The organism is Allobosea sp. (assembly GCF_036675845.1).
Taxonomy (GTDB): Bacteria; Pseudomonadota; Alphaproteobacteria; order Rhizobiales; family Beijerinckiaceae; genus Allobosea.
The window spans coordinates 1-22,069 of sequence record NZ_JAKFED010000071.1; the positions used below are offsets into that span (position 1 = coordinate 1).

Genomic DNA, 22,069 nt, shown 5'->3' on the forward strand with positions numbered 1-22,069 from the left:
CAGGATGCGAAAAAGTGGGAACCGGTTTTTCGCGATCATCCTGCTCTCACTCCTTGATGAGAGACGGATTCAGCTTTCAGACGGAAGCGCTTCGCGATTCCGTCTGAAAGCATCCGGCTCTAGCGGGCATCCTGTGGGAGCCCCCGATCAGAACCCGCCCATCGCTTGCGGCAGCATCCGTTTCAGCACCTCGTCGCGGCGGATCCAGGTGTGATAGAGCGCCGCACCGATATGCGTCAGAATGAGGACGATCAGCAGATAGCCCACCCAGCGGTGGAGGGTGAACAACTGCGTCGCCAGCGCTTCGTTCTTGCCGACGATCGGCGGGAGATTGAACAGTCCGAAGAAGGGTGTCGGCGCGCCATACACGGAGTTGGCGATGTAGCCGACGATCGGCATGGCCAATAGGAGCACATAAAGCGAAGTGTGCACGGCCGAGGACACGGACTTCTGCCATGGCTCAATTCCCGGATCGGCGACCGGCGCGCCGACGATAAGCCGATTGAGCAGGCGCAGGATCATCAGGATCAGGATCGTGAGACCGAGCGATTTGTGGAAATTGTAGAGGGCGTCCTGGGTCGGTCCCTTTTCCACGCGGGTCATCGCGATCGCCACAGGCGCGGTCGTCAACACACAGGCGGCGATCAGCCAGTGGAGCAATTTTGATGTCGCCGGGTAATGGTCAGTCCTCGCGCCGTAAGTCATCGCTTCCTCCCGGGCCGGCCATACTCCGCATCCTGACCAAGCAACGCCGATGCACAGCCGCTGGTTCAACCCGCTTGGGAATGCCGTCCTCGCGCCGCTTTGGGCTCGCCGTCGGATGCAAGCCATCTTCCCATAACCGGTGCCCCGAAGGAGGCGTGCGGCGCTACTCCGGGGCCAGAGGCGAACCGATCGGACCTGATCCTGCGGCTTGACATCGCGCTTACGAATCCCCGCCCGGCGAGAAGAAGCAGAGCAGTTCGCCGGCATCGTTGATGCAGAGATGCCAGAGCCCGTCGGGCGACTGGCGGGCCTTTTGATAGGGGATTTCGAGGATGAGCGGCCGGCGGCGCTCCTTCGGCCACATCGGATGCCGGCCCGGCGCGATGGTCACGACGAAGCCGGATCGGCTCTCCCGCACCGCGCCGGCGTCGATCCTCGCACAATCGGCCGAAGAACAGCATTCGAACGGGTAGTCCCAGCCGCTGGCGGCCTGGTGGGAGCGCGTCGGCGTTGTTCCAGCGGCGAGCATGATCGCCATCGTGATCGAGGCAAGAACGCGCATCGGCCAGCCCTCGACACGAGCTTCCGGCTTGAACACGGCAGATGAAAGGCGCTGAGACAACAGATAGAGGCGCGGGGAACTCTCTCCTGGAAGGAGAGGGCAGGGTGAGGTGTAGGACATTCACCCAGTTCCGCGAACGCTAGATCGCCGTGCGTCCATTCGGACGCACGGCGATCTAGCTCTTTGTTGTAGCATCGGATTCAACCGAAAACCGGATTCCACTTTTCGGTCCGATGCTCTAGCCGCGCGGTTGGGTTCAAGCCAACGTTTCCAGTCCGAACACCTCACCCCTACCCCTCTCCTTCCAGGAGAGGGGTTTCCTGCGCCTGTTCCCACCGTCAGCGCATTCTTAGGGCATTGGACACGTCGAGCTTTTCGTCACAATGAGGCGGACAAGCGCGCCACAAGGGCGAGCATGACGGCGGCCTGACGATGTCGGAGGAGCTCGGAAAACGCGAGCGTCAAGGCCAAGTCGAACCTCGGCGCGACGATAGCGCCTCAAATGCGTCCTGTCTGTCAAGTGCCTCCTTGCACAGGGCCGGGCCACCTGCAAAGCTTGCATGATCGCGAAAGGGCCTGATGGCCCGGAGAAACCCGCATCAGACGGGGCGACAGGGTGGAGACGACGATCGTGGCAAGCGCCCCCGCCGGCGTGGCGGACACCTTTCCGAAGCTGCTGACGCGCAATGCGCGCGAACGAGGTTCGCGCGTCGCGTTCCGGCACAAGGATCTCGGCATCTGGCAGTCCTGGAACTGGGCGCAGGTGACCGAGCAGATCCGCGGCTATGCCAAAGGCCTGCAGGAGCTCGGCCTGAAGCGCGGCGACAAGATCGCCATCGTCGGCTACAACCGGCCGCGCCTGTACTGGTCGATGGCGGCGGCGCAATGGCTCGGCGCGATCCCGGTCCCGGTCTATGCCGACAGCGTCGCCGACGAGATGGCCTATGTGCTCGACCATGCCGGCGCGGTCTTCGCCTGCGTCCAGGACCAGGAGCAGGTCGACAAGATCCTCTCCGTCGCCGACCGCCTGCCGGCCTTGCGCCACATGCTCTATGACGAGCCGCGCGGCCTGCGCGACTACGACCACGCCAAGCTGCACGACATCAGCGCGGTGATCGAGGCCGGCCGGACCGCGCTCAAGGCCGATCCGGCCGTCGATGCGGCGCTCGACGCCGAGATGGAGCAGGGCGCCGGCTCCGACCTCGCCATCATCCTTTACACCTCGGGCACCACCGGCCGGCCCAAGGGCGTGATGCTCAGCCATTACAACGTCATCACCGCCGCCGAGATCGGCTGTGCCTTCGACGGGCTGAACGAGAGCGACGAGATCATCGCCTATCTGCCGATCGCCTGGGTCGGCGACCATGTCTTCTCCTACGCCCAGGCGATCATCGCCGGCTTCTGCGTCAACTGCCCGGAGGGGCCCGAGACCGTCGTCGACGACCGCCGCGAGATCGGCACCACCTACGCCTTCGCGCCGCCGCGCGTCTTCGAGACGATGCTGACCGTCACCATGGTGCGCATGGAGGACGCCGGTCCGCTGATGCGCAGGATGTTCCACTACTTCCTCGGCGTGGCGAAGAAGCACGGCGAGAAGATCCTCAATGGCGAGAGCGTGCCGCTCGGCGCGCGCCTGCTCTACAAGCTCGGCGACATCCTGGTCTACGCCCCCTTACGCAACCGCTTCGGCCTGACCAGGATCAAGGTCGGCTACACCGCCGGCGAGGCCATCGGCCCCGAGCTCTTCCGCTTCTACCGTTCGATCGGCGTCAACCTGAAGCAGCTCTACGGCCAGACCGAAGCCGGCGTCTACATCACCATGCAGCCCGACGGCGAGATCAAGGCCGACACGGTCGGCCGGCCGGCGCCGCAGGTCGAGATCCGCATCGACGACAATGGCGAGGTGCTCTACCGCTCGCCCTCGATCTTCCGCGGCTACTACAAGGACGAGGCGAAGACCGCCGAGACCATGACCGCCGACGGCTATGTCCGCTCCGGCGATGCCGGCTTCTTCGACGAGAGCGGCCATCTCAAGATCATCGACCGCGCCAAGGATGTCGGCAAGCTCAACTCGGGCGACCTGTTCCCGCCGAAATACATCGAGAACAAGCTGAAGTTCTATCCCAACATCAAGGAGGTCGTCGCCTTCGGCCAGGGCCACGACTACGCGACCGTGGCGCTGAACATCGACCTCACCGCCGTCGGCAACTGGGCCGAGCGCAACAACGTCGTCTACGCCTCCTATCAGGAGCTCGCCGGCCACCCGCTGGTCTATGACATGATGGCCAAGCATGTCGACGAGGTGAACCGCTCGCTCGCCGCCGAGCCGATGATGGGCGGCGCCCAGATCAAGCGCTTCCTGATCCTGCACAAGGAGCTCGACGCCGACGATGGCGAGCTGACCCGGACCCAGAAGGTCCGCCGCGGCTTCATCGCCGAGCGTTATGCGCCGCTGGTGAATGCGCTCTATGATGGCTCGACCGAGGCCGACATCTCGACCGAGGTGACCTTCGAGGACGGCCGCAAGGGCACGATCTCGGCCAGGGTCAAGGTCCGCGACGCGAAGACCTATCCGGCCACGGCGCCGGCAGCCGCCACGGCGGCAAAGGAGGCGGCATGAACGCCGAACCGATGAACGTCACCGGCGAGCCGATCACCGGCAAGGGCGAGGTCCTGCTCTCGGTCGAGAACGTCTCGCTGCGCTTCGGCGGGGTCAAGGCGATCACCGACGTCTCCTTCGACATCCGCAAGGGCGAGGTCCGCGCCATCATCGGCCCCAACGGCGCCGGCAAGACCTCGATGCTGAACTGCATCAACGGCTTCTACCACCCGCAGGAAGGCCGCATCACCTATAAGGGCGTGCAGCGGACCAAGGTCCGGCCGCATCAGGCGGCCGCCGCCGGCATCGCCCGCACCTTCCAGAACGTCGCCTTGTTCAAGGGCATGTCGACGCTCGACAACATCATGACCGGGCGCACCCTGAAGATGCGCGGCAACCTGTTCTGGCAGCTGCTGCGCCACGGCCCGGCGATGGACGAGGAGATCGCGCACCGCAAGGTGGTCGAGGACATCATCGACTTCCTGCAGATCGAGCACATCCGCAAATTGCCGGTCGGCAAGCTGCCCTACGGGCTGCAGAAGCGGGTCGAGCTCGGCCGGGCGCTCGCCATGGAGCCGGAGCTCCTGCTGCTCGACGAACCGATGGCCGGCATGAACCTCGAGGAGAAGGAGGACATGTGCCGCTTCATCCTCGACGTGAACAACCAGTTCGGCACCACGATCGCCTTGATCGAGCATGACATGGGCGTGGTCATGGACCTCTCCGACCGCGTCGTCGTGCTCGAATACGGCCGCAAGATCGCCGATGGCACGCCGGCCGAGGTCAAGGCGAACCAGAAGGTGATCGACGCCTATCTCGGAGTGGCGCACTGATGGCCCCAATCCTCACTCACAAGCCTTTCGTCATTGCGAGGAGCGCAGCGACGAAGCAACCCAGGAGGGCTCGCTCTGCCGCCCCTGGATTGCTTCGCTGCGCTCGCAATGACGGGCAGCATCAAGGCACCCAGCCATGAGCGACGTCGCCGCGCAGCCCACGCCAAACCTCCTTGCCAATGGCTGGGTCAGGAGCGGCCTGATCATCGTCGCGGTGGTGGCCGCCGCGATCATCGGCGCCCGGTTCGATCCGTCGGGCACGATCCACGCCATCTTCGTCGACCCGTTCCAGCAGATGGCCCAGGCGCCCGACCTGCTGGCCCAGACGGTCTGGGAGGGGCTGGTCTCGGGCGTGCTCTACGCCCTGATCGCGCTCGGCTTCGTGCTGATCTTCAAGGCCTCGGGCGTGTTCAACTTCGCCCAGGGCATCATGGTGGTGTTCGCGGCGCTGACCCTGGTCGGCCTACACGAAATGGGCGTCCCGGCTTTCGTCGCGGTGTTCCTGACGCTCGGCGTCATGTTCGTGCTTGCTGTCGCGATCGAGCGCGTGGTCTTGCGCCCGCTGGTCAACCAGCCCGACATCATCCTGTTCATGGCGACCTTCGGGATCACCTATTTCCTGATCGGCTTCGGCGAAGCCGTGTTCGGCGGCAGCCCCAAGCAGATGATCACCAGCGAGCTCTATCTGCCCAGCGGCTCGCTCGACGCCAAGATCCTCGGCGGCTTCGTCTCCTTCCAGAAGATCGACATCGCTGCCGCGATCATCGCCTCGCTGATGATCGCGGCGCTCGCCCTGTTCTTCCAGTACACTCGCATCGGCCGGGCGCTGCGGGCCGTCGCCGACAGCCACAAGGCGGCGCTCTCGGTCGGCATCTCGCTCAACCAGATCTGGGTGATCGTCTGGTTCACCGCCGGCATCGTCGCGCTGATCACCGGCATCATGTGGGGCGCGCGCTCGGACGTCTCCTTCGCGCTCGAGATCGTGGCGCTGAAGGCGCTTCCGGTGCTGATCCTCGGCGGCTTCACCTCGATCCCCGGCGCCATCGTCGGCGGGCTGATCATCGGCATCGGCGAGAAGCTCGGCGAGTTCTACTGGGGGCCGCTGATCGGCGGCGGCATCGAGAGCTGGCTCGCCTATTTCATCGCGCTGGGCTTCCTGCTGTTCCGGCCGCAGGGCCTGTTCGGCGACAAGATCATCGAACGCATCTGAGGGGCTGACCCGTGTTCTACCGCGAAGCCGGCCAATACAAATCCACCTACACCGCCGACATGGCCGTGTTCCCGATCAGGCAGGACCGGATCGGCATCGCCGTGATCTTAGGCATCGCCTTCGTCGGCGTGCCCCTGCTCGGCAACGACTTCTTCATCACCTCGGTGATGATCCCGTTCCTGGTGTTCTCGCTCGCCGCGATCGGTCTCAACATCCTCACCGGCTATACCGGGCTGATCTCGCTCGGCACCGCCGCCTTCATGGGCGTCGGCGCCTATTCCTGCTACAAGCTGACGACGATCTTCCCGGACGTGAACGTCATCGTCCTGGTCCTGCTCTCGGGGCTGTTCTCGGCGGCGGTCGGCGTGTTCTTCGGCCTGCCCTCGCTGCGCATCAAGGGCTTCTACCTCGCCGTCGCGACGCTCGCCGCGCAGTTCTTCCTGCAATGGGCCTTCGTGCGTGTGCCCTGGCTGTTCAACTACAACGCCTCGGGCGCGATCGAGGTGCCACAGCGGCTCGTCTTCGACATCCCGGTCACCGGCGCCTCCGCCTCGCCCGAGACGCGCTATTTCGTCTGCCTCGGCCTGGTCGTGGTCCTGACCTGGTTCGCCTCGAACCTGGTCCATGGCAAGCTCGGCCGTTCCTGGATGGCGGTTCGCGACATGGACATCGCCGCCGAGCTGATGGGCATCAAGCTGCTCAACGCCAAGCTGCTCGCCTTCGCCGTCTCCTCCTTCTATGCCGGCGTCGCCGGCGCGATGATGATCTTCTTCTGGTACGGCACGGCCGAAGCGGCCGACGTGTTCAACATCCGCCTCTCCTTCAACATCCTGTTCATGGTCATCATCGGGGGCCTCGGCTCGCTGATCGGCTCCTTCATGGGCGCCGCCTTCATCGCCAGCCTGCCGACCATGCTGAAATTCGGACTGCCGGCGCTGGGCGTGCCGCTCACCGGCGCAGCGGCGGAGCATGTCACCTTCATGCTGGTCGGCGCGCTGATCATCTTCTTCCTGATCGTCGAGCCACATGGCCTCGCCCGGCTCTGGCAGATCGGGAAGCAGAAATTGCGGACGTGGCCTTTCCCCTACTGAGCCGGGGAAGAGGTCCAAAGGAAACGACCTGCCGCAATCCCCAAGCGGCGGGCACCGGAAGACGGAGCGGCCCCGGCCTCTCCGGTCCAACCCACGGAGGAAGCAGATGAAGAAGAGCAGCATGATCAAGGGCGTCGCGCTCGGCGCACTCCTCGCAGGCACCGCCCTCGCCGCCCCGGCGCTGGCGCAGGACAGCGTCTACTTCGCCAACAACGCCTATCGCACCGGCCCCTTCTCCGGCTCGGGCATCCCGATCGGCGACGGCATGCGCGACTACATCACCATGATCAACGAGCGCGACGGCGGCGTGAACGGCGTCAAGGTGATCTACGAGGAATGCGAAACCGGCTACGACACCAAGAAGTCGATCGAGTGCTACGAGCAGGCCAAGTCGAAGAACACCATCCTCTACAGCCCCTGGTCGACCGGAGCGACGCTGGCCGCGATCCCGCGCGCCCATGTCGACAAGATCCCGATCCTGTCCATGGCCTATGGCCTCTCGGCCTCGGCCGACGGCACCAACTTCCCCTGGGTCTTCATCCCGCCGCTGACCTATTGGGACGGCGCCTCGCTGATGGTGAAGCACATGGCCGCCGAGCTCGGCGGCATGGACAAGCTCAAGGGCAAGAAGCTCGGCCTGATCCATCTCGACGCGCCCTTCGGCAAGGAGCCGATCCCGGTTCTCGAGAACCTGGCCAAGAAGTACGGCTTCGAGCTCAAGCTCTATCCGGTCGCTGCCGCCGACATGCAGAACCAGGGCTCGCTCTGGCTCTCGATCCGCCGCGACCGGCCGGATTTCCTCTACAACCAGGGCTGGGGGGCGATGAACCCGACCGCGGTCAAGGAGGCGATCAAGAACAACTTCCCGATCGGCAAGCTGGTCGGCGTCTGGTGGGCGGGCGGCGATGACGACGCGCGCGCCGGCGGGGCGGAAGCCAAGGGTTACAAGTCGCTGAACTTCAACGCCGCCGGCCAGGACTTCCCGGTCATCCAGGACATCCTCAAGCATGTCGTGGAGAAGGGGAAGAGCACCACGCCGAAGGAGAAGGTCGGCGAGAACCTCTATAATCGCGGCGTCTACAACTCGATGCTGGTCGTCGAGGCGATCCGCAATGCCCAGAAGCTGACCGGCAAGAAGGTCGTCACCTCCGAGGACATGCGCCGCGGTCTCGAAAGCCTGAACATCGACGCGGCCCGCCTCAAGGAAATCGGCATGGCGAACTTCGCCTCGCCGGTGAAGATCTCCTGCACCGACCATTCCGGCCATCACAAGGCCTATGTCGCCGAATGGGACGGCACGAAGTGGACCCAGAAGGGCGAGTGGATCGAGCCGCTGAAGGAGGAGGTCCGGCCGCTCATCGAGGCTGCCGCCAAGGACTATGTCGAGAAGGCCGGCAACTGGCCGAAGCGGACCGAGCCCTGCGAGAAGTCGTCCTGATCCAAACCCTTCTCCCCTCGGGGGAGAAGGTGTCGCCGAAGGCGACGGATGAGGGAAGTTTCCCTCATCCGTCGTCCTTCCCTCATCCGACCCGGCTTCGCCGGGCCACCTTCTCCCGACGTATGTCGGGTGTTCCCGAGATACGCAGACAAGTACCAATCCCGGGCATGCCCGGGATTGGTGGGAGAAGGAAGGAGCTTGCGATGTCCACCGACACCCTCGAACAGCCCGCGACCGCTGCCGCGACGGACGCCATCCTGTCGCTGAACAACATCGAGGTGATCTACGATCACGTCATCCTGGTGCTGAAGGGCGTCTCGCTGCAGGTGCCGCGCAAGGGCATCGTCGCGATTCTCGGCGCCAACGGCGCGGGGAAGACGACGACGCTGAAGGCGATCTCGAACCTGCTCAAGGCCGAGCGCGGCGAGGTCACCAAGGGCTCGATCGTCTTCGACGGCGAGCGCGTCGACCGCATGTCGCCGAGCGAGCTGGTCCGCCGCGGCTGCATCCAGGTGATGGAGGGCCGGCACTGCTTCGGCCATCTCTCGATCGAGGAGAACCTGCTCACCGGCGCCTTCACCCGCCGCGACGGCAATGCCGCGATCAAGCGCGATCTCGAGAAGATCTACGAGCTCTTCCCGCGCCTGAAGCAGCGCCGCAGCTCGCAGGCCGGCTACACCTCCGGCGGCGAGCAGCAGATGTGCGCGGTCGGCCGCGCCATGATGTCGAAGCCGAAGATGATCCTGCTCGACGAGCCGTCCATGGGGCTGGCGCCGCAGATCGTCGAGGAGATCTTCGAGATCGTTCGCCGGCTCAATGCCGAGGAGGGCGTCTCCTTCCTCGTCGCCGAGCAGAACACCAACATGGCCCTGCGCTACGCCACCTATGGCTACATCATGGAAACCGGCCGCGTCGTCATGGACGGCGAGGCGCAGATGCTGCGCGAGAACGAGGACGTCAAGGAGTTCTATCTCGGCGTCGCCGAGGGCGCCAAGAAGTCGTTCCGCGAGGTCAAGAGCTACAAGCGCCGCAAGCGCTGGCTGTCGTGAGACGGCCGCCGAAAATCCGCCGCAGCAAGGGTCCAGGGCCTGACCGATGCTCTATCTCGTCATCGTTCTGCTGCTCCTCGCATTGATCTTCGGGCCGCAGTTCTGGGTCCGGCACGAGATGGCGAAACATGCGGCGGCGCGGCCCGATCTGCCCGGCACGGGCGGCGAGCTCGCCCGCCATCTGCTCGACCGTTTCCAGCTCGGCACGGTCGCGGTCGAGACCACGGCCGCCGGCGACCATTACGATCCGGAAGCAAGAGCGGTGCGGCTCTCGCCGGGCAATCATGACGGCCGCTCGATCACCGCCGTTGCGGTTGCCGCCCACGAGGTCGGGCATGCCATCCAGCATGCGCAGGGCAGCACGCTGTTCAGCGCGCGCACCGGGCTGGCGCGGCTGCTCGGCCGCATCGACAAGGTCGCCATGGTCGTGCTGGTGACGGCGCCGATCGTCGCCATCCTGACCCGCGTGCCTTCGATCGGGCTGTTCCAGCTCGGCCTCGCCATCGCGCTTCTCGGCATCGGCCTCGTCGTGCACCTGGTGACGCTGCCGCTCGAATTCGACGCCAGCTTCGGCAAGGCGCTGCCGATCCTGACCTGCGACGGCTATCTCCATCCCGGCGACGTGCCGGCGGCGCGCGGCGTGCTCAGGGCGGCGGCGCTGACCTATGTCGCCGGCGCGCTGGTCGGGCTTTTGAACTTCCTGCGCCTCCTGCGCTTCATCCGATGACCGACGCCATTCCCCGAGGATCCGAGCGATGAGCGAGCACTACGACGATCTCGAGACGCGTTCGCCACAGGCACGGGAAGCCGCGCTGTTCTCCCGCCTGCCCTCCGTGCTCGAGGCCGCGCTCGCGACGCCGGGCTATGGCGCCCACCTCGCCGGCATCGAGCCGGCTGCGGTGCAAGATCGTGCCGCCCTCGCCCGCCTGCCGATCCTGCGCAAGGCCGACATGCCGGCGCTGCAACAGGCCGCGCTGCCCTTCGGCGGCTTCACCGCGGCGCCGCTCGGCTCCTTCGGCCGGCTCTTCACCTCGCCCGGCCCGATCTTCGAGCCGGAAGGCATCGGCGCGGACCCGTGGTCCACGGCGCGCGGGCTCTTCGCAGCCGGCTTCCGTCAGAGCGATGTCGTCCTCAACACCTTCGGCTACCATCTGACGCCCGGCGGCTTCATCATGGATTCCGCCGCACGTGCGCTGGGCTGCCCGGTGATCCCGGCCGGTCCCGGCAACACCGAGCAGCAGATGGAGGTGATCGCCGCCTACCGGCCGAGCGCCTATCTCGGCACGCCGGATTTCCTCAAGATCCTGATCGAGGCCGCCGATGCCCGCGGCGTCGACATTTCCTGCATCAGGCGCGCCGTGGTTTCCGGGGCCGCCTTCCCGCCCTCGCTGCAGGAATGGGTGCGGGGGCGCGGCATCGACGCCTACCAGCTCTACGCTACCGCCGATATCGGCCTGATCGCCTATGAGACCGCCGCTCGCGACGGCATGATCCTGAACGAGGACCTGATCGTCGAGATCGTCCGGCCGGGCACCGGAGATCCCGTAGCCGAAGGCGAGGTCGGCGAGATCGTCGTCACCAATCTCGACCCGCACCATCCCCAGATCCGGCTCGCCGTCGGCGATCTCACCGCGATCCTGCCCGGCGTCAGCGCCTGCGGCCGGACGGGAAGCCGGATCAAGGGCTGGATGGGCCGCGCCGACCAGACGGCCAAGGTCAAGGGCATGTTCGTCCGCCCCGAACAGGTCGCCGAGATCGCCCGCCGCCATGCCGAGATCGCCAAGCTGAGATTGGTCATCGGCCGCACCGACGAGCTCGACACGATGACGCTGCGGGCCGAGATCTATGCCGAGCCGGCCGGGCTGATCGACGCCATGTCCTCGACCCTGCAGCAGGTCACCAAGCTCAAGGGCGCGGTCGAGGTGCTGCCGCTGGGCGCCCTGCCCAATGACGGCAAGGTCATCGCCGACGAGCGGCCGGTGGGGTGAAGAAGGCTCGTCATGCTCGGGCTTGACCCGAGCATCTCGTAAACGCGAGCCCCATTCTGCTTGAGATTCTCGGGTCTACGCTGCGCTGCGCCCGAGAATGACGGCCGTGCGTCCTCACCACCTGACCGCCTCTTCCCCCTTCTCGACCAGCCAGGCATTCGCCCGCGAGAACGGCTTCGAGTTGAAGAAGCCGCGCCGCGCCGACAGCGGCGAGGGATGGGCGCTGGCGATGACCAGATGCTTTTCCTCGTCGATCAGCTCGCGCTTGCCTTGCGCCGGCGCGCCCCAGAGCAGGAAGACGACATGCGGCCGCGCGTCCGACACGGCGGCGATGATCTGATCGGTCACCGCACGCCAGCCGAGCGCGAGATGCGAGCCGGCCTTGCTCGCGCCCTCGCGCACGGTCAGCGCCGTGTTGAGCAGCAGCACGCCCTGCCGCGCCCAGGTCGAAAGATCGCCATCTGCCGGCGCCGCAAGGCCGAGATCGGCAGCCCGCTCCTTGTAGATGTTGACGAGCGAGCGCGGCAGCGGCGGCGGCCCGACATAGGAGAAGGCGAGGCCGTTGGCGTGCCCCGGCGTCGGATAAGGGTCCTGACCCAGGATGACGACCCGGACCTGATCGAGCGGCGTCAGCTTGAGCGCCGCCAGGAAGCGTTCCGGGGATGGGGCGACGACATGGCCGCCGGCCCGCTCGGCATCGGCCGCCGCAGAGGCCCGCTCGGCCGCCGCCCCCGGCGCGAACACCGGCAGCGCTGCCCAGTCACTCCCGTTCCGTGTGGCCAGATAGGCGGCAAGCGCATCGCGATAGCTCATAGGCAATGGCGCGTTCCGTGTGACCAGACGATATCGGTTTCCATCGTCATTGCGAGGAGCGCAAGCGACGAAGCAACCCAGGGGCGGCAGAGCTCTACGAACTGGATTGCTTCGCTACGCTCGCAATGACGACAAACCGGACCGCCCTGCGAGAGATCGCAGTCCTGCGGCCTACTTCAACACCGAGCGCCCCTCGATCCTGGCGTCAACCGTGCCGAGCCGGCGCACATAGACCATCACCTCGTTCGCCATCAGCTTGCCGTCGGTCAGGCCGATCAGCGTCTTGCCGCGGCCAAGCGCGCCATAGCCGTCGCCGCCACCCAGCATGAAGTTGTTGGAGGCGACGGTGTACTTGGCCGCAGGCTCGATCGGCTTGCCGTCGACCGTCACCGCGATGACCCGCGAGCCCTGCGGCTGCTTCAGATCGGCCTCGAACTTCAGCCCGGAGACGACCGGGAAGCGGCCGGCGCCTTGCGGCGCGTCCCGCAAGCCGTTCTCGATCGCGTCCGTCACGTCCTTGCCGGTGATCTCGACCATCACGGTGGCGTTGCCAAAGGGCAGTTCGCTCAGCACGTCGCGGCGGGTCAGCTTGTGGCCGGCCGGATATTGCTTGTTGGCGCGGATGCCGCCGGCATTGGTGATGGCGAGTTGCGCGCCGGTCGCGGCGCGGATCGCATCGGCGATCAGGTTGCCGATCGCGGTTTCCTGCGTGCGGATCATGCCCGTGCGCGAATCGAGCGGGGCGGCCAGCGTCGCGATCTCGATGTCGAGCTCCTTGGAGAGCTCGCTCTCATAGCCCTTGACGATGGCGGCGACCTCGGGATCGGGCGTCGCGGCGCGGGAATCGTTGACGCGGAAGGTCGGCGTCCACTCGACACGGCGACTGGCGCCCTCGCCGCTCGCCTTGGCGGCGATGTCGATCGCGGTGACGTAATTGCCCTCCTCGTTCGATTCCACCATCACGACCTTGCCGTCATAGGCGATGGCGAGGTCGTGGTCGTGGCCGGTGAGCAGGATGTCGACGACCCGCGAGCGCACGATCTCGAGGTCCGTGGCCCGGTCGGCATGGACGACGCCGACCAGGATGTCGGCGCCCTGCGACTTCAGCGCCCGCGCCTCGCGCCGCAGCGCCTCCATGGTCGAGGAGAACTTCAGGTCGCCGGGACTGGAGAGCTGCGGCGTCGGGTCATAGGTCGCCCCGATGACGCCGACCTTGAAGCCGCCGAGCTCGAAGACAGCTGAATCCTTGTGCCCCGGCAGGGCATTGCCGGCGGCATCGCGCAGGTTTGCCGCGAAAGTCGGGTAGGTCTGGGCCGCGGCGAGCTTGAGGTAGTTCTCCTTGCCGAAGTCGAATTCGTGGTTGCCGGGCACGAAGACGTCGAGCCCCATCTTGTTCTGCATCGCGACGATATGCGCGCCCTGGTCGAAGCCCGACATCAGCGAGGGCGAGTAGCAATCGCCGGCATGGCAGAACAGCACCGGCACGCCGCGCGCCCGCTCGGCCCTGGCGATGCCGGAGGCCCGCGCGAAGCCGCCTTTGCCCTTGTCGTCGCCCATCTTGTAGATGTCGTTGACGAGCAGCAGCGTGAAGCTCGGGGCCGGCGCCTGGGCCTTCGCCACCGGCGCGGTCGCCGCCATGGCGGCAGGAGCGCCGAGTACGCCGAGCGCGCGGCGACGGGTCATCTTGGTCATCGGCCAACCCCTCCGGATTTGATTTCCTCCAGATTAGCAAGAGCCGTGCTGACTTGGCGAGGTCTTGCTTGACGAGGTCTTGCTTGGCGAGGTCCTGCTCGCGCGAGCCTCCGGCCGGCGGCGCGAAAGGCTCACGCATTGTCGCACCCCCGGCCGGAAACCGGCCTCGCGACTGGACGAAAGCCGGAACTCGTCTAAATCACAGGCGAATGGAAACGCGGATTGTGATGAGCGCCCAAACCAGTTTGCCAGCCGAGCCGCCCGCGATCGCGCTGCCGGCCGACCATCCGCGGATCCAGCCCGGCCGAATCGGCGTGCTGCTGATGAATCTCGGCACGCCGGAAGGCACGAGCTACTGGCCGATGCGGGCCTATCTCAAGGAGTTCCTCTCCGACCGGCGGGTGATCGAGGAGCCGCGCTGGAAATGGTGGCCGGTGCTGAACCTGATCATCCTGTCGACGCGGCCCGGCCGGAAGGGCAAGGACTACGCCTCGATCTGGAACAAGGAGCGTGACGAGGGCCCGCTCAAGACCATCACCCGCTCGCAGACCGAGCAACTGGCGCAGCGCCTCGAGGGCCTCGCCGGCGACCGCATCGTCTTCGACTGGGCGATGCGCTACGGCTTTCCCGATGTGAAGAGCCGGATCAGGCACCTGCAGAACGAGGGCTGCGACCGCATCCTGCTCGTGCCGCTCTACCCGCAATACGCCGCCCCGACCTCGGCGACCGCCTGCGACCACGCCTTCCGGGCGCTGATGGAGATGCGCTGGCAGCCCGCCGTCCGGGTCGCGCCGCCCTATCATGACGATCCGGCCTATATCGGTGCGCTCGCCGCCTCGATGCGCGCCTCGCTCGCCAGGCTCGACTTCGAGCCCGAGGTGATCCTCTGTTCCTTCCACGGCATGCCGAAAGAGTATCTGCTCAAGGGCGACCCCTATCACTGCCAATGCGTCAAGAGCTGGCGCCTGCTGCGCGAGGAGCTTGGCCTCCCGGCCGAGCGCTTCCGGCTGACCTTCCAGTCCCGCTTCGGGCCGGATGAGTGGCTCCAACCCTATACCGACGAGACGGTGAAGGCGCTGGCCCAGGCCGGCACCAAGTCGCTCGCCATCGTCGCGCCCGGCTTCTCGGCCGATTGCCTCGAGACGCTCGAGGAGCTCGATGTCGAGAACCGCGAGATCTTCCTGCACAATGGCGGCGAGAAATTCGCCTACCTGCCCTGCCTCAACGATTCCGCGGAGGGCATGGACGTGATCGAGGCCGTGACCCGGCGGGAATTGATGGGCTGGGTGTGAGACCTGCGTCATGCCCGGGCCCGACCCGGGCATCTCAGGACGAGAAAGCGCCTGACGTTTCCGAGATTCCCGGGTCTGCGCTTCGCTCCGCCCGGGAATGACGCGAATCTACCCCACCACGAACCGCGTCACGCTCTCCACCACACTCTTCGCCTGCAAAATCCGCCGGTGGCCGAGGCCGCCTGTCGCCTCCAGCGTCACGAACGGCCCGGCCGCGGCCAGCGCCTCGGCGTGATGGAAATCGAGCTCGCGATCCTGCCGGTCATGGATCACCAGCGTCGGCAGGCCGATCCCGGCCAATTGCTCGCGGCCCTCGAAGACCTCGACCGGATTGCCGGCGACGCTGTGGATGCGCTTCTCCAGCGCCGCCTGGCCGCGCCGGCCGAGCCCGATCGTCGCGCCGAAATTGCGGGTGATCGTCGCGATCGAGGACGGCGCCGAGATCAGAGCGAGCCGGCGCGCCTTGATCCGCGGCTCTCCCGGCACGCTGCCCGCCAATGCCGCCAGCGCGATCGCACCGCCGAAGGAATGCGTCACGATGGCATGGACCGGCGCGAAGACCCGTGCGACCGCAGCCAGCGAGGCGACGCCGAGCGGGATGTTGAGCTCGGCGCCCGTCGAGGCGCCATGGGCCGGCATGTCATAGGCGACGACGCGGAAGCCGGCGGCCAGCAGCGGCGCGACGAAAGCGGTCATGAAAGCCGCCTCGCTGTTCCAGCCATGCAGCAGGATCACCGTCGGGGCGGGGCCGGCTTCGTCTCGCAAGCCTTCTTGCGCGACGTCTTGCAAGCCGGCCTCGGGTTCGAACAGATAGGTGGAGACGGAGCCACAGGCGTAGGGTACGGCCTGTCGCTGGGCCGGCGCGAGCCGGGAGCGGGCGCCCTGGATCGCCTTGCCGGAGCGGGTATCGGACCCCGGCTGGCGCGGCGGGGTGCAGAACAGGCGGAAGGCGGCGCGCCCCGCGGTGCGCGGGGCGATGAAACTGCCGATGCGGATGAGGGGACGAATGACGCGAAGGGCTGCGCTGGGCATGATCGGAAACCCTGTTTGTTCAGTCTTGAACGATTATGTTCAGCCATGAACAAAAAGCAAGCGCCGATTTCCACACCGCCGGCCGAGGGCACGAGCACCGAGCAGCAGGTGCTGCCCTGGGACCTGCCGCGCTTCAGGAACTGGCTCGCCGTCGCCCGGCTGCATGCGCTCTGGAAGAAGGTCTTTTCCGAGGCGCTGGCGCCGCTCGGCATCCAGCTCGCCCATTACGACGTGCTCGCCAACATCTTCCATTCGCCGGGGCTGACCCAGCAGGCGCTGGCCGGCAAGCTGCTGGTCGGCCGCAGCGCCATGAGCATGCTGCTGCCCGAGCTGGAGCGGCGCGAGTTGGTCGAGCGCCGCGGCGACGAGGCCGACCGGCGCGTGCGCCGGCTCTGGCTGACGCCGGAGGGCGAGGCGCTAACGCGCAAGGCGATGGCGGTCCATGTCGCGCGCATCGAGGCGATGATGACCGTGCTCAGCGACGAGGAATGCGACGCCGTCGGCGAGATGATGTGGCGCGTCGTCAAGGCGCTGGAGGGCTGAGCCCGCGAGCTTGCATCAAAGCTTCGCAATCGTCAGCTTGATGGCGCTTGGCTTGGTCGGATGGGGGAGAGAGTTGATGGGTCCGTACGGGTACGACATCGTCGTCATCGCGCTGGTGGCGCTGGTCATCCTGACCATCGCGCTCGGCGTGCGCACGGTGCCCCAAGGCTATAACTACACCGTCGAGCGCTTCGGCCGCTATTCGCGCACCCTCGGCGCGGGCCTTGGCCTGATCGTGCCCTATATCGACCGGATCGGGCACAAGGTGAACGTCATGGAGCAGGTGCTCGACATTCCGAGCCAGGAGGCGATCACCAAGGACAATGCCGGCGTCCGCATCGACGCCGCCGCCTTCTACCAGGTGCTCGACGCCGCCAAGGCCCGCTACGAAGTGTCCTCGCTCGACGAGGCCCTGATGACCCTGACCATGACCAATATCCGCACCGTGGTCGGCTCGATGGATCTCGATCAGCTCCTCTCGCATCGCGACGAGATCAATGAGCGGCTGCTGCGCGTCATGGATGCCGCCGCCTCGCCCTGGGGTGTCAAGGTCACGCGCATCGAGATCCGGGACATCCTGCCGCCGGCCGACATCGTCGGCGCGATGAACCGCCAGATGAAGGCCGAGCGCGAGAAGCGCGCCGCCGTGCTCGAGGCGGATGGCATGCGCCAGGCCGAAATCCTGCGGGCCGAGGGCCTGAAGCAGTCGCAGATCCTCGCCGCCGAGGGTCGCAAGGAGGCCGCCTTCCGCGATGCCGAGGCGCGCGAGCGCTCGGCCCAGGCCGAGGCCGCCGCGACCGCGATGGTCAGCGAGGCGATCAGCAGGGGCGATATCCAGGCCGCCAACTTCCTGATCGCCGAGCGCTACACCGACGCCCTCAAGGCGATGGCCAGCGCCTCCAACAGCAAGCTGGTGATCGTGCCGATCGAGGCGGCCGCGCTCGCCGGCACGGTCGGCGGCATCGCCCAGCTCACCAGGGCGGTGTTCGGCGAGGAAGCGATCGAAGGCCGCCGCGGCGCCTCGGTGCCGGCCGCCGGCCGCGCTCCCGGAGCCTGATTATGCTCGACTGGTTCGCCTCCTTCGGCGGCTGGGCCTGGATCGTGCTCGGCCTCGTCCTCATCGCCGGCGAGACGCTGGCGCCGGGCGTCTTCCTGCTCTGGCTCGGCCTTGCCGCCCTGCTCACCGGCGCCGTCGTCGGCCTGACCGGCCTCGTCTGGCAGGGAGCCTGCCTCGTCTTCGCGGCGCTCGCGCTCGCCAGCGTCCTCCTCGGCCGCATCGTGACGAGGCGCAAGAACGAGGAGCCCGACGCCGCACAGGGCCTGAACGATCGCGGCCGGCAACTGGTCGGCCGGGTCTTCAGGCTCGAGACCACCATGACCGGCGGCGAGGGGCGCATCCGCGTCGGCGATTCCTCCTGGCGCGTCACCGGCCCCGAGCTGCTTGCCGGCGCCGAGATCCGCGTCGTCAGGGTCGAGGGTGCGACGCTGGTGGTCGAGAAGGCCTGAGCAGCGATCGCCTCGACGCCGCCGGGCTTCCTCCAAAGGCGGCAGGCTGGCTTAACCCGCTGTTGAGGCTGGCGCATCCCGGCGATGGACCGGTACGATCGGCCCTGCCATGACAGGGCCGCACGGCGGGTTCTTCCGAGCCCGCCGGCGAGCCGGAGACCCGTCATGAGCATCCCGCACGGACCGATCGACCTGCTGCTCGCCGCGGCGCTCTCCCTGCTGATCGCCGCGCTCGCCGCCGGCAGCGCCCTCGCCTGAGCCGAAGCCGATTCAGGCGCGATTAATCCTGAATCGGCCGTTCACCATCTTGCTGAACCGGCGATTCACCGGCCGTTTCGTCATATCGCCCGATATCGCGGCGCGTGCCGCGCAGGAGGCGAAGTCATGACCAGCCGGCATGGGCCGATCGATCTCATTCTCGCAGCCGGGTTTTCGCTGTTGCTGATGCTGCTCGCGACGCGCCCGGTGCAGGCCCGCGAGGTCGTCGAATTTCCCGATCATCGCTATCAGCCCGGCACGATCGTCATCCGGACGGCTGAGCGGAAGCTCTATTTCATCGCCGCGCCCGGCCAGGCGCTGCGTTACACCATCGCCGTCGGCAAGGCCGGCAAGCAATGGCGCGGCGTCAAATATATCGAGGAACTCGTGGTCGAGCCGGCCTGGAGCCCGCCGGCCTCGGTCAAGCGCGACAACCCCTCGATTCCGGACGTCATTCCCAGCGGCGCGCCGAACAACCCGATGGGCGCCCGCGTCATCGGGCTCGGGCCCGGCGGCGAATATGCCATCCACGGCACGAATAACCCGCGCTCGGTCGGCACCGCCGTCTCCTATGGCTGCTTCCGCATGCACAACCGGGACGTGATCGACCTCTATGCCCGCGTGCGCATGGGTGCACCGGTCGTCGTCATGCCCTGAGCCGGGTCGCGGCCGGCATTCGGCCGCCCCTGCCCGGCGGATATTCCCGCCATCCCGGGGAAAGCGCGCATCCGCGGCAGGGGGTTTTCCTGCGTGCCCCTCTCGCCTGCGACAAAAAAGCCGGATATCGTTTCGCGCGCGACGCCAGTCTTTCTCAACTTCGAACCGCAGAGTCTCAGAGGGGCTACCGATGGATCATCTTGCCGACGTCAAGAAGTTCGCCAAAAAGGCCGTCAACGAAGCCGCATTCGCCGGCATGTCCAAGTCCTATGCGCTGGTCATGAGCAAGCCCGATACACGCTATGTCGCCTGCTCCGACGCGACCGAACTGGAGCGCGTCCGCGAGAACTTCCTGAAGAAGAAGCTCGGCCTGAACGGCGCCGACCTCGACGCGACCATCAAGGCGACCTGCGAGCATATGAAGGCCGACAAGACCAAGTCGCGCCTGACCTTCTATTACCTGCTGGCCGAGCATTACGGAAAGCTCGACGCCTTCGTGAAGAAGTAGTCCTGGCTTCGCGGCAGAAGCCGCCGGGCGCCTCCCGAACGGAGGCGCCTTTTTTATTGGTCGGACAGGACATGGCCGATTTCGCCGGCTGCCGGCGAAATCCCGCCTGACCCTGCCAAGCCGGAATCATGGACGCATCGCCGCGTCGGGGGATTCCGCCATGTTCCAGCTTTCCCGCTCCGCCATCACCAGCAACGCCCCGGCTCTCCTGGCCGGGCTCGAGGCCGCGCTCGTGGCGGTCATCGTCTTCGGTGCCGGCCTCGCGCTTGCCGTCACCATCGGCTTCTTCTGACGGAGGCCGCGATGTCCGCTCAGCAAGCTTCCGCCGCCGCCCGGCCTGCCGGCCCGCATTTCCAGGTCGGGCGTGATCGCGAGGGTTTCTGGATCGCCGTCGAGACGCATGGACGCGGTGGCGGCTATTTCTGCAGCTTCGAGGCCGCCCTGCACTATGCCCGGTTCAATGCCGGGCGCGACCCGGGCGGCGTGACGCTGGCGAGCCAGCCGCTCGACCTGCTCCCGCCGCGCCTGTCCTGATCTGGATCGCCGCGCGCCCTACCAGACGCGACGGGGCGATCCATCTCCTGGTCGAAGCATCGGATTCATCCGAAAAACGGATTCCACTTTTCGGTCCGATGCTCGGCCGCGCTTCAGCGATAGAGATCGACGCGCGTCAGCGGCAGCCCGGACGCGCCCTTCCGGCGCTTCGAGACCAGGGTCTGGTTGATAAGCGCCCCGCCACGCTCGAAGGCGAGCGAGCAGCCGGCGAGATAGAGCAGCCACATCCGCGTCCGCTCCGGACCGATCTCGGCTTCCGCCTCGGCCTTGCGCGCATTCAGCCTTTCCCACCACAGCCGCGTCGTGCGCTGGTAGTGCTCGCGCCAGCCCTCGACGTCGTGGACCTCGAAGCCATGGCGCTCGAGATTGGCGATCGACATGCCGAGATGGTCGAGCTCGCCGCCGGGGAAGATGTAGCGCACCAGAGCGCGGTACTCGGCCGGCATCTTGTTGAAGGCCTTCTCGGTCTTCTTGGCCCGGCGCGAGATGCTGTGGTGCAGATAGAGCCCGCGCGGCCGCAGCAGACGGTTCACTGCCTGGAAATAGGTCGGATGGTTGCGGATGCCGACCTGCTCGAACATGCCGATCGAGGAGATCTTGTCGAAGACGCCCTCCATCTGGGTGAAGTCCTTCAGGTGCAGCGTGACCTTGTCCTGGAGGCCCAGCCGCTCGACCTTTTCCTGCGCGAACTTCAGCTGCTCCTCGGCCAGCGTCACGCCATGCGCCTCGACGCCGTAATGCTGCGCGGCATGGCAGACCAGCGCGCCCCAGCCGCAGCCGATGTCGAGCAGGCGGTCGCCCGGCTGCAACCGGAGCTTGCGGCAGATCATGTCGAGCTTGTCGCGCTGGGCCCGGCCGATATCGCCGTGATCCTCGGTGAAATAGGCACAGGTGTAGACCATCTCCTCGTCGAGGAAGAGCCGGTAGAAGGCGTTCGAGACGTCGTAATGATAGGCGACATTGGCCTTGTTGGTCGCCGGGTCGCCGTCGCGGGCGATCTCGTCGCCCTTGCGATGCGCCACCGCCGCCGGCGCCTTGCCGGGCGCGAAGATGAAGCGGCGGACCACCTCGAACACCGCCGATTTCGGGATGGCGCGCGCCAGCCTGCCGATCTTCCCCTCCGGCCGCGCCGCAGCGAGATCGAAGATCGAGCCGTTCTCGATCGCTATCCGGTCGGCGATATGCAGGTTGAGCAGCGTGTCGAGCTTCGGCTTGCGCAGCAGCGCCGCCACCGCCCCGGCATCGCGAATGGCGATGGCAAGGTCACCTTGCGGCCATGTCGCCGGCACGCGCGAGCCGTCCCAGAGGCAAAAGCCGAGCTTCAGCCCGAGCTTGTCATGGGCCTCCGCGAGAAGGCGCCGCAGCGATCCGATACGTTTGTCGTCGCTCATGATGAAGAATGCCCCGCCCGCATCGTCTTTGGCGGGACAGGGCGCGATTGGCAACACCATCGCGGCAAGATCGCCGGGGCGACCCCTCAGAAGTCGCTGGCGATGCCCTTCACTTCCCAGTCGTCATAGCGCACCGGCTCGAGCCCGCCGCGGCCGGCGATCTCCTTGTCGCGCGCCAGCTCCGCCGCCTTGGCGTCGAGGGCGGCGCGGCGCGCCTCCGCTTCCGCGAGCGCCCGCTGCGCCGCCGGCGACAGCACCTTCGCCGGTGGCAGCTCCGCAGGCTCGCTGTTTTCCGGTTTCAAGCCCATACTCGCACCGTTCTCTTGCAGGATCCGCATCGCCTTCAC

At 66.7% G+C, this 22,069-nt stretch carries 23 protein-coding genes; 16 read left to right on the plus strand and 7 right to left on the minus strand.

Going from position 1 to position 22,069, the window contains the following annotated elements:
• Positions 1–147 precede the first annotated feature (147 nt).
• Positions 148–705: a cytochrome b gene (locus tag V6M56_RS08370; RefSeq protein ID WP_332682807.1), complete on the minus strand. Its 558-nt coding sequence runs from the start codon at positions 703–705 to the stop codon at positions 148–150.
• 220 nt (positions 706–925) lie between these two features.
• A complete protein-coding gene (locus V6M56_RS08375; protein WP_332682809.1) occupies positions 926–1,267 on the minus strand; it encodes a hypothetical protein in 342 nt (113 codons plus the stop codon).
• A gap of 628 nt (positions 1,268–1,895) precedes the next feature.
• Here V6M56_RS08375 and V6M56_RS08380 point away from each other — a divergent pair.
• The 8 genes from V6M56_RS08380 to V6M56_RS08415 all read left to right on the plus strand — a co-directional run bounded on the left by V6M56_RS08380 (position 1,896) and on the right by V6M56_RS08415 (position 11,475).
• Positions 1,896–3,887 (plus strand): AMP-dependent synthetase/ligase, encoded by a 1,992-nt coding sequence (locus V6M56_RS08380; protein WP_332682846.1) that lies wholly within the window; start codon positions 1,896–1,898, stop codon positions 3,885–3,887.
• A complete protein-coding gene (locus V6M56_RS08385) occupies positions 3,884–4,699 on the plus strand; it encodes an ABC transporter ATP-binding protein (RefSeq protein WP_332682811.1) in 816 nt (271 codons plus the stop codon). The genes V6M56_RS08380 and V6M56_RS08385 overlap by 4 nt, the downstream gene beginning before the upstream one ends.
• Before the next feature lie 295 nt (positions 4,700–4,994).
• Entirely contained in the window at positions 4,995–5,909 is a 915-nt protein-coding gene (locus V6M56_RS08390) for a branched-chain amino acid ABC transporter permease (protein WP_332682848.1), read from the plus strand.
• 11 nt (positions 5,910–5,920) lie between these two features.
• On the plus strand, positions 5,921–7,000 hold the full coding sequence (locus V6M56_RS08395) for a branched-chain amino acid ABC transporter permease (RefSeq protein ID WP_332682812.1): 1,080 nt from the start codon (positions 5,921–5,923) through the stop codon (positions 6,998–7,000).
• A gap of 106 nt (positions 7,001–7,106) precedes the next feature.
• Entirely contained in the window at positions 7,107–8,438 is a 1,332-nt protein-coding gene (locus tag V6M56_RS08400) for an ABC transporter substrate-binding protein (protein WP_332682815.1), read from the plus strand.
• Between the two features lie 203 nt (positions 8,439–8,641).
• Entirely contained in the window at positions 8,642–9,487 is an 846-nt protein-coding gene (locus tag V6M56_RS08405; RefSeq protein ID WP_332682816.1) for an ABC transporter ATP-binding protein, read from the plus strand.
• A 46-nt stretch (positions 9,488–9,533) separates the two neighbouring features.
• Positions 9,534–10,214 (plus strand): zinc metallopeptidase, encoded by a 681-nt coding sequence (locus V6M56_RS08410; RefSeq protein WP_332682818.1) that lies wholly within the window; start codon positions 9,534–9,536, stop codon positions 10,212–10,214.
• Positions 10,215–10,242: 28 nt separating this feature from the next.
• A complete protein-coding gene (locus V6M56_RS08415; RefSeq protein ID WP_332682819.1) occupies positions 10,243–11,475 on the plus strand; it encodes a phenylacetate--CoA ligase family protein in 1,233 nt (410 codons plus the stop codon).
• A 114-nt stretch (positions 11,476–11,589) separates the two neighbouring features.
• Here the strand turns inward: V6M56_RS08415 and ung are convergent, their stop codons facing one another.
• Entirely contained in the window at positions 11,590–12,288 is a 699-nt protein-coding gene (gene ung / locus V6M56_RS08420) for a uracil-DNA glycosylase (protein WP_332682821.1), read from the minus strand.
• A 171-nt stretch (positions 12,289–12,459) separates the two neighbouring features.
• Positions 12,460–13,980 carry a bifunctional metallophosphatase/5'-nucleotidase gene (locus V6M56_RS08425; protein WP_332682823.1) on the minus strand — a complete coding sequence of 507 codons (1,521 nt, stop codon included), beginning with the start codon at positions 13,978–13,980 and terminating at the stop codon, positions 12,460–12,462.
• Positions 13,981–14,207: 227 nt separating this feature from the next.
• On the opposite strand from V6M56_RS08425, the gene hemH reads away from it, so the two are divergent.
• Positions 14,208–15,272 carry a ferrochelatase gene (gene hemH, locus V6M56_RS08430; protein WP_332682825.1) on the plus strand — a complete coding sequence of 355 codons (1,065 nt, stop codon included), beginning with the start codon at positions 14,208–14,210 and terminating at the stop codon, positions 15,270–15,272.
• A 108-nt stretch (positions 15,273–15,380) separates the two neighbouring features.
• Here hemH and V6M56_RS08435 read toward each other — a convergent pair whose 3' ends face one another.
• Positions 15,381–16,304: an alpha/beta fold hydrolase gene (locus tag V6M56_RS08435; protein ID WP_332682826.1), complete on the minus strand. Its 924-nt coding sequence runs from the start codon at positions 16,302–16,304 to the stop codon at positions 15,381–15,383.
• Positions 16,305–16,349: 45 nt separating this feature from the next.
• On the opposite strand from V6M56_RS08435, the gene V6M56_RS08440 reads away from it, so the two are divergent.
• From V6M56_RS08440 to V6M56_RS08470, 7 genes are all read left to right on the plus strand, one after another.
• Complete coding sequence (locus V6M56_RS08440; protein ID WP_332682827.1) at positions 16,350–16,847, plus strand: MarR family winged helix-turn-helix transcriptional regulator; 498 nt, start codon at positions 16,350–16,352, stop codon at positions 16,845–16,847.
• Positions 16,848–16,923: 76 nt separating this feature from the next.
• Positions 16,924–17,904, plus strand: a complete 981-nt coding sequence (locus tag V6M56_RS08445; RefSeq protein WP_332682829.1) for an SPFH domain-containing protein — start codon at positions 16,924–16,926, stop codon at positions 17,902–17,904.
• 2 nt (positions 17,905–17,906) lie between these two features.
• Positions 17,907–18,353, plus strand: a complete 447-nt coding sequence (locus V6M56_RS08450) for an NfeD family protein (RefSeq protein WP_332682830.1) — start codon at positions 17,907–17,909, stop codon at positions 18,351–18,353.
• A 384-nt stretch (positions 18,354–18,737) separates the two neighbouring features.
• On the plus strand, positions 18,738–19,268 hold the full coding sequence (locus V6M56_RS08455; protein ID WP_442881114.1) for a L,D-transpeptidase: 531 nt from the start codon (positions 18,738–18,740) through the stop codon (positions 19,266–19,268).
• A gap of 190 nt (positions 19,269–19,458) precedes the next feature.
• The gene (locus V6M56_RS08460; protein WP_332682831.1) at positions 19,459–19,776 is read left to right on the plus strand and encodes a DUF2853 family protein; all 318 of its coding nucleotides are present in this window, start codon (positions 19,459–19,461) and stop codon (positions 19,774–19,776) included.
• A 160-nt stretch (positions 19,777–19,936) separates the two neighbouring features.
• Positions 19,937–20,068 (plus strand): hypothetical protein, encoded by a 132-nt coding sequence (locus V6M56_RS08465; protein WP_332682833.1) that lies wholly within the window; start codon positions 19,937–19,939, stop codon positions 20,066–20,068.
• Positions 20,069–20,079: 11 nt separating this feature from the next.
• Entirely contained in the window at positions 20,080–20,310 is a 231-nt protein-coding gene (locus tag V6M56_RS08470; protein WP_332682834.1) for a hypothetical protein, read from the plus strand.
• 113 nt (positions 20,311–20,423) lie between these two features.
• Here V6M56_RS08470 and V6M56_RS08475 read toward each other — a convergent pair whose 3' ends face one another.
• The gene (locus V6M56_RS08475; RefSeq protein ID WP_332682835.1) at positions 20,424–21,722 is read right to left on the minus strand and encodes a class I SAM-dependent methyltransferase; all 1,299 of its coding nucleotides are present in this window, start codon (positions 21,720–21,722) and stop codon (positions 20,424–20,426) included.
• An 86-nt stretch (positions 21,723–21,808) separates the two neighbouring features.
• Positions 21,809–22,030, minus strand: coding sequence for a DUF1674 domain-containing protein (locus V6M56_RS08480; protein ID WP_332682851.1), 222 nt, complete (start codon positions 22,028–22,030; stop codon positions 21,809–21,811).
• Positions 22,031–22,069 lie beyond the last annotated feature (39 nt).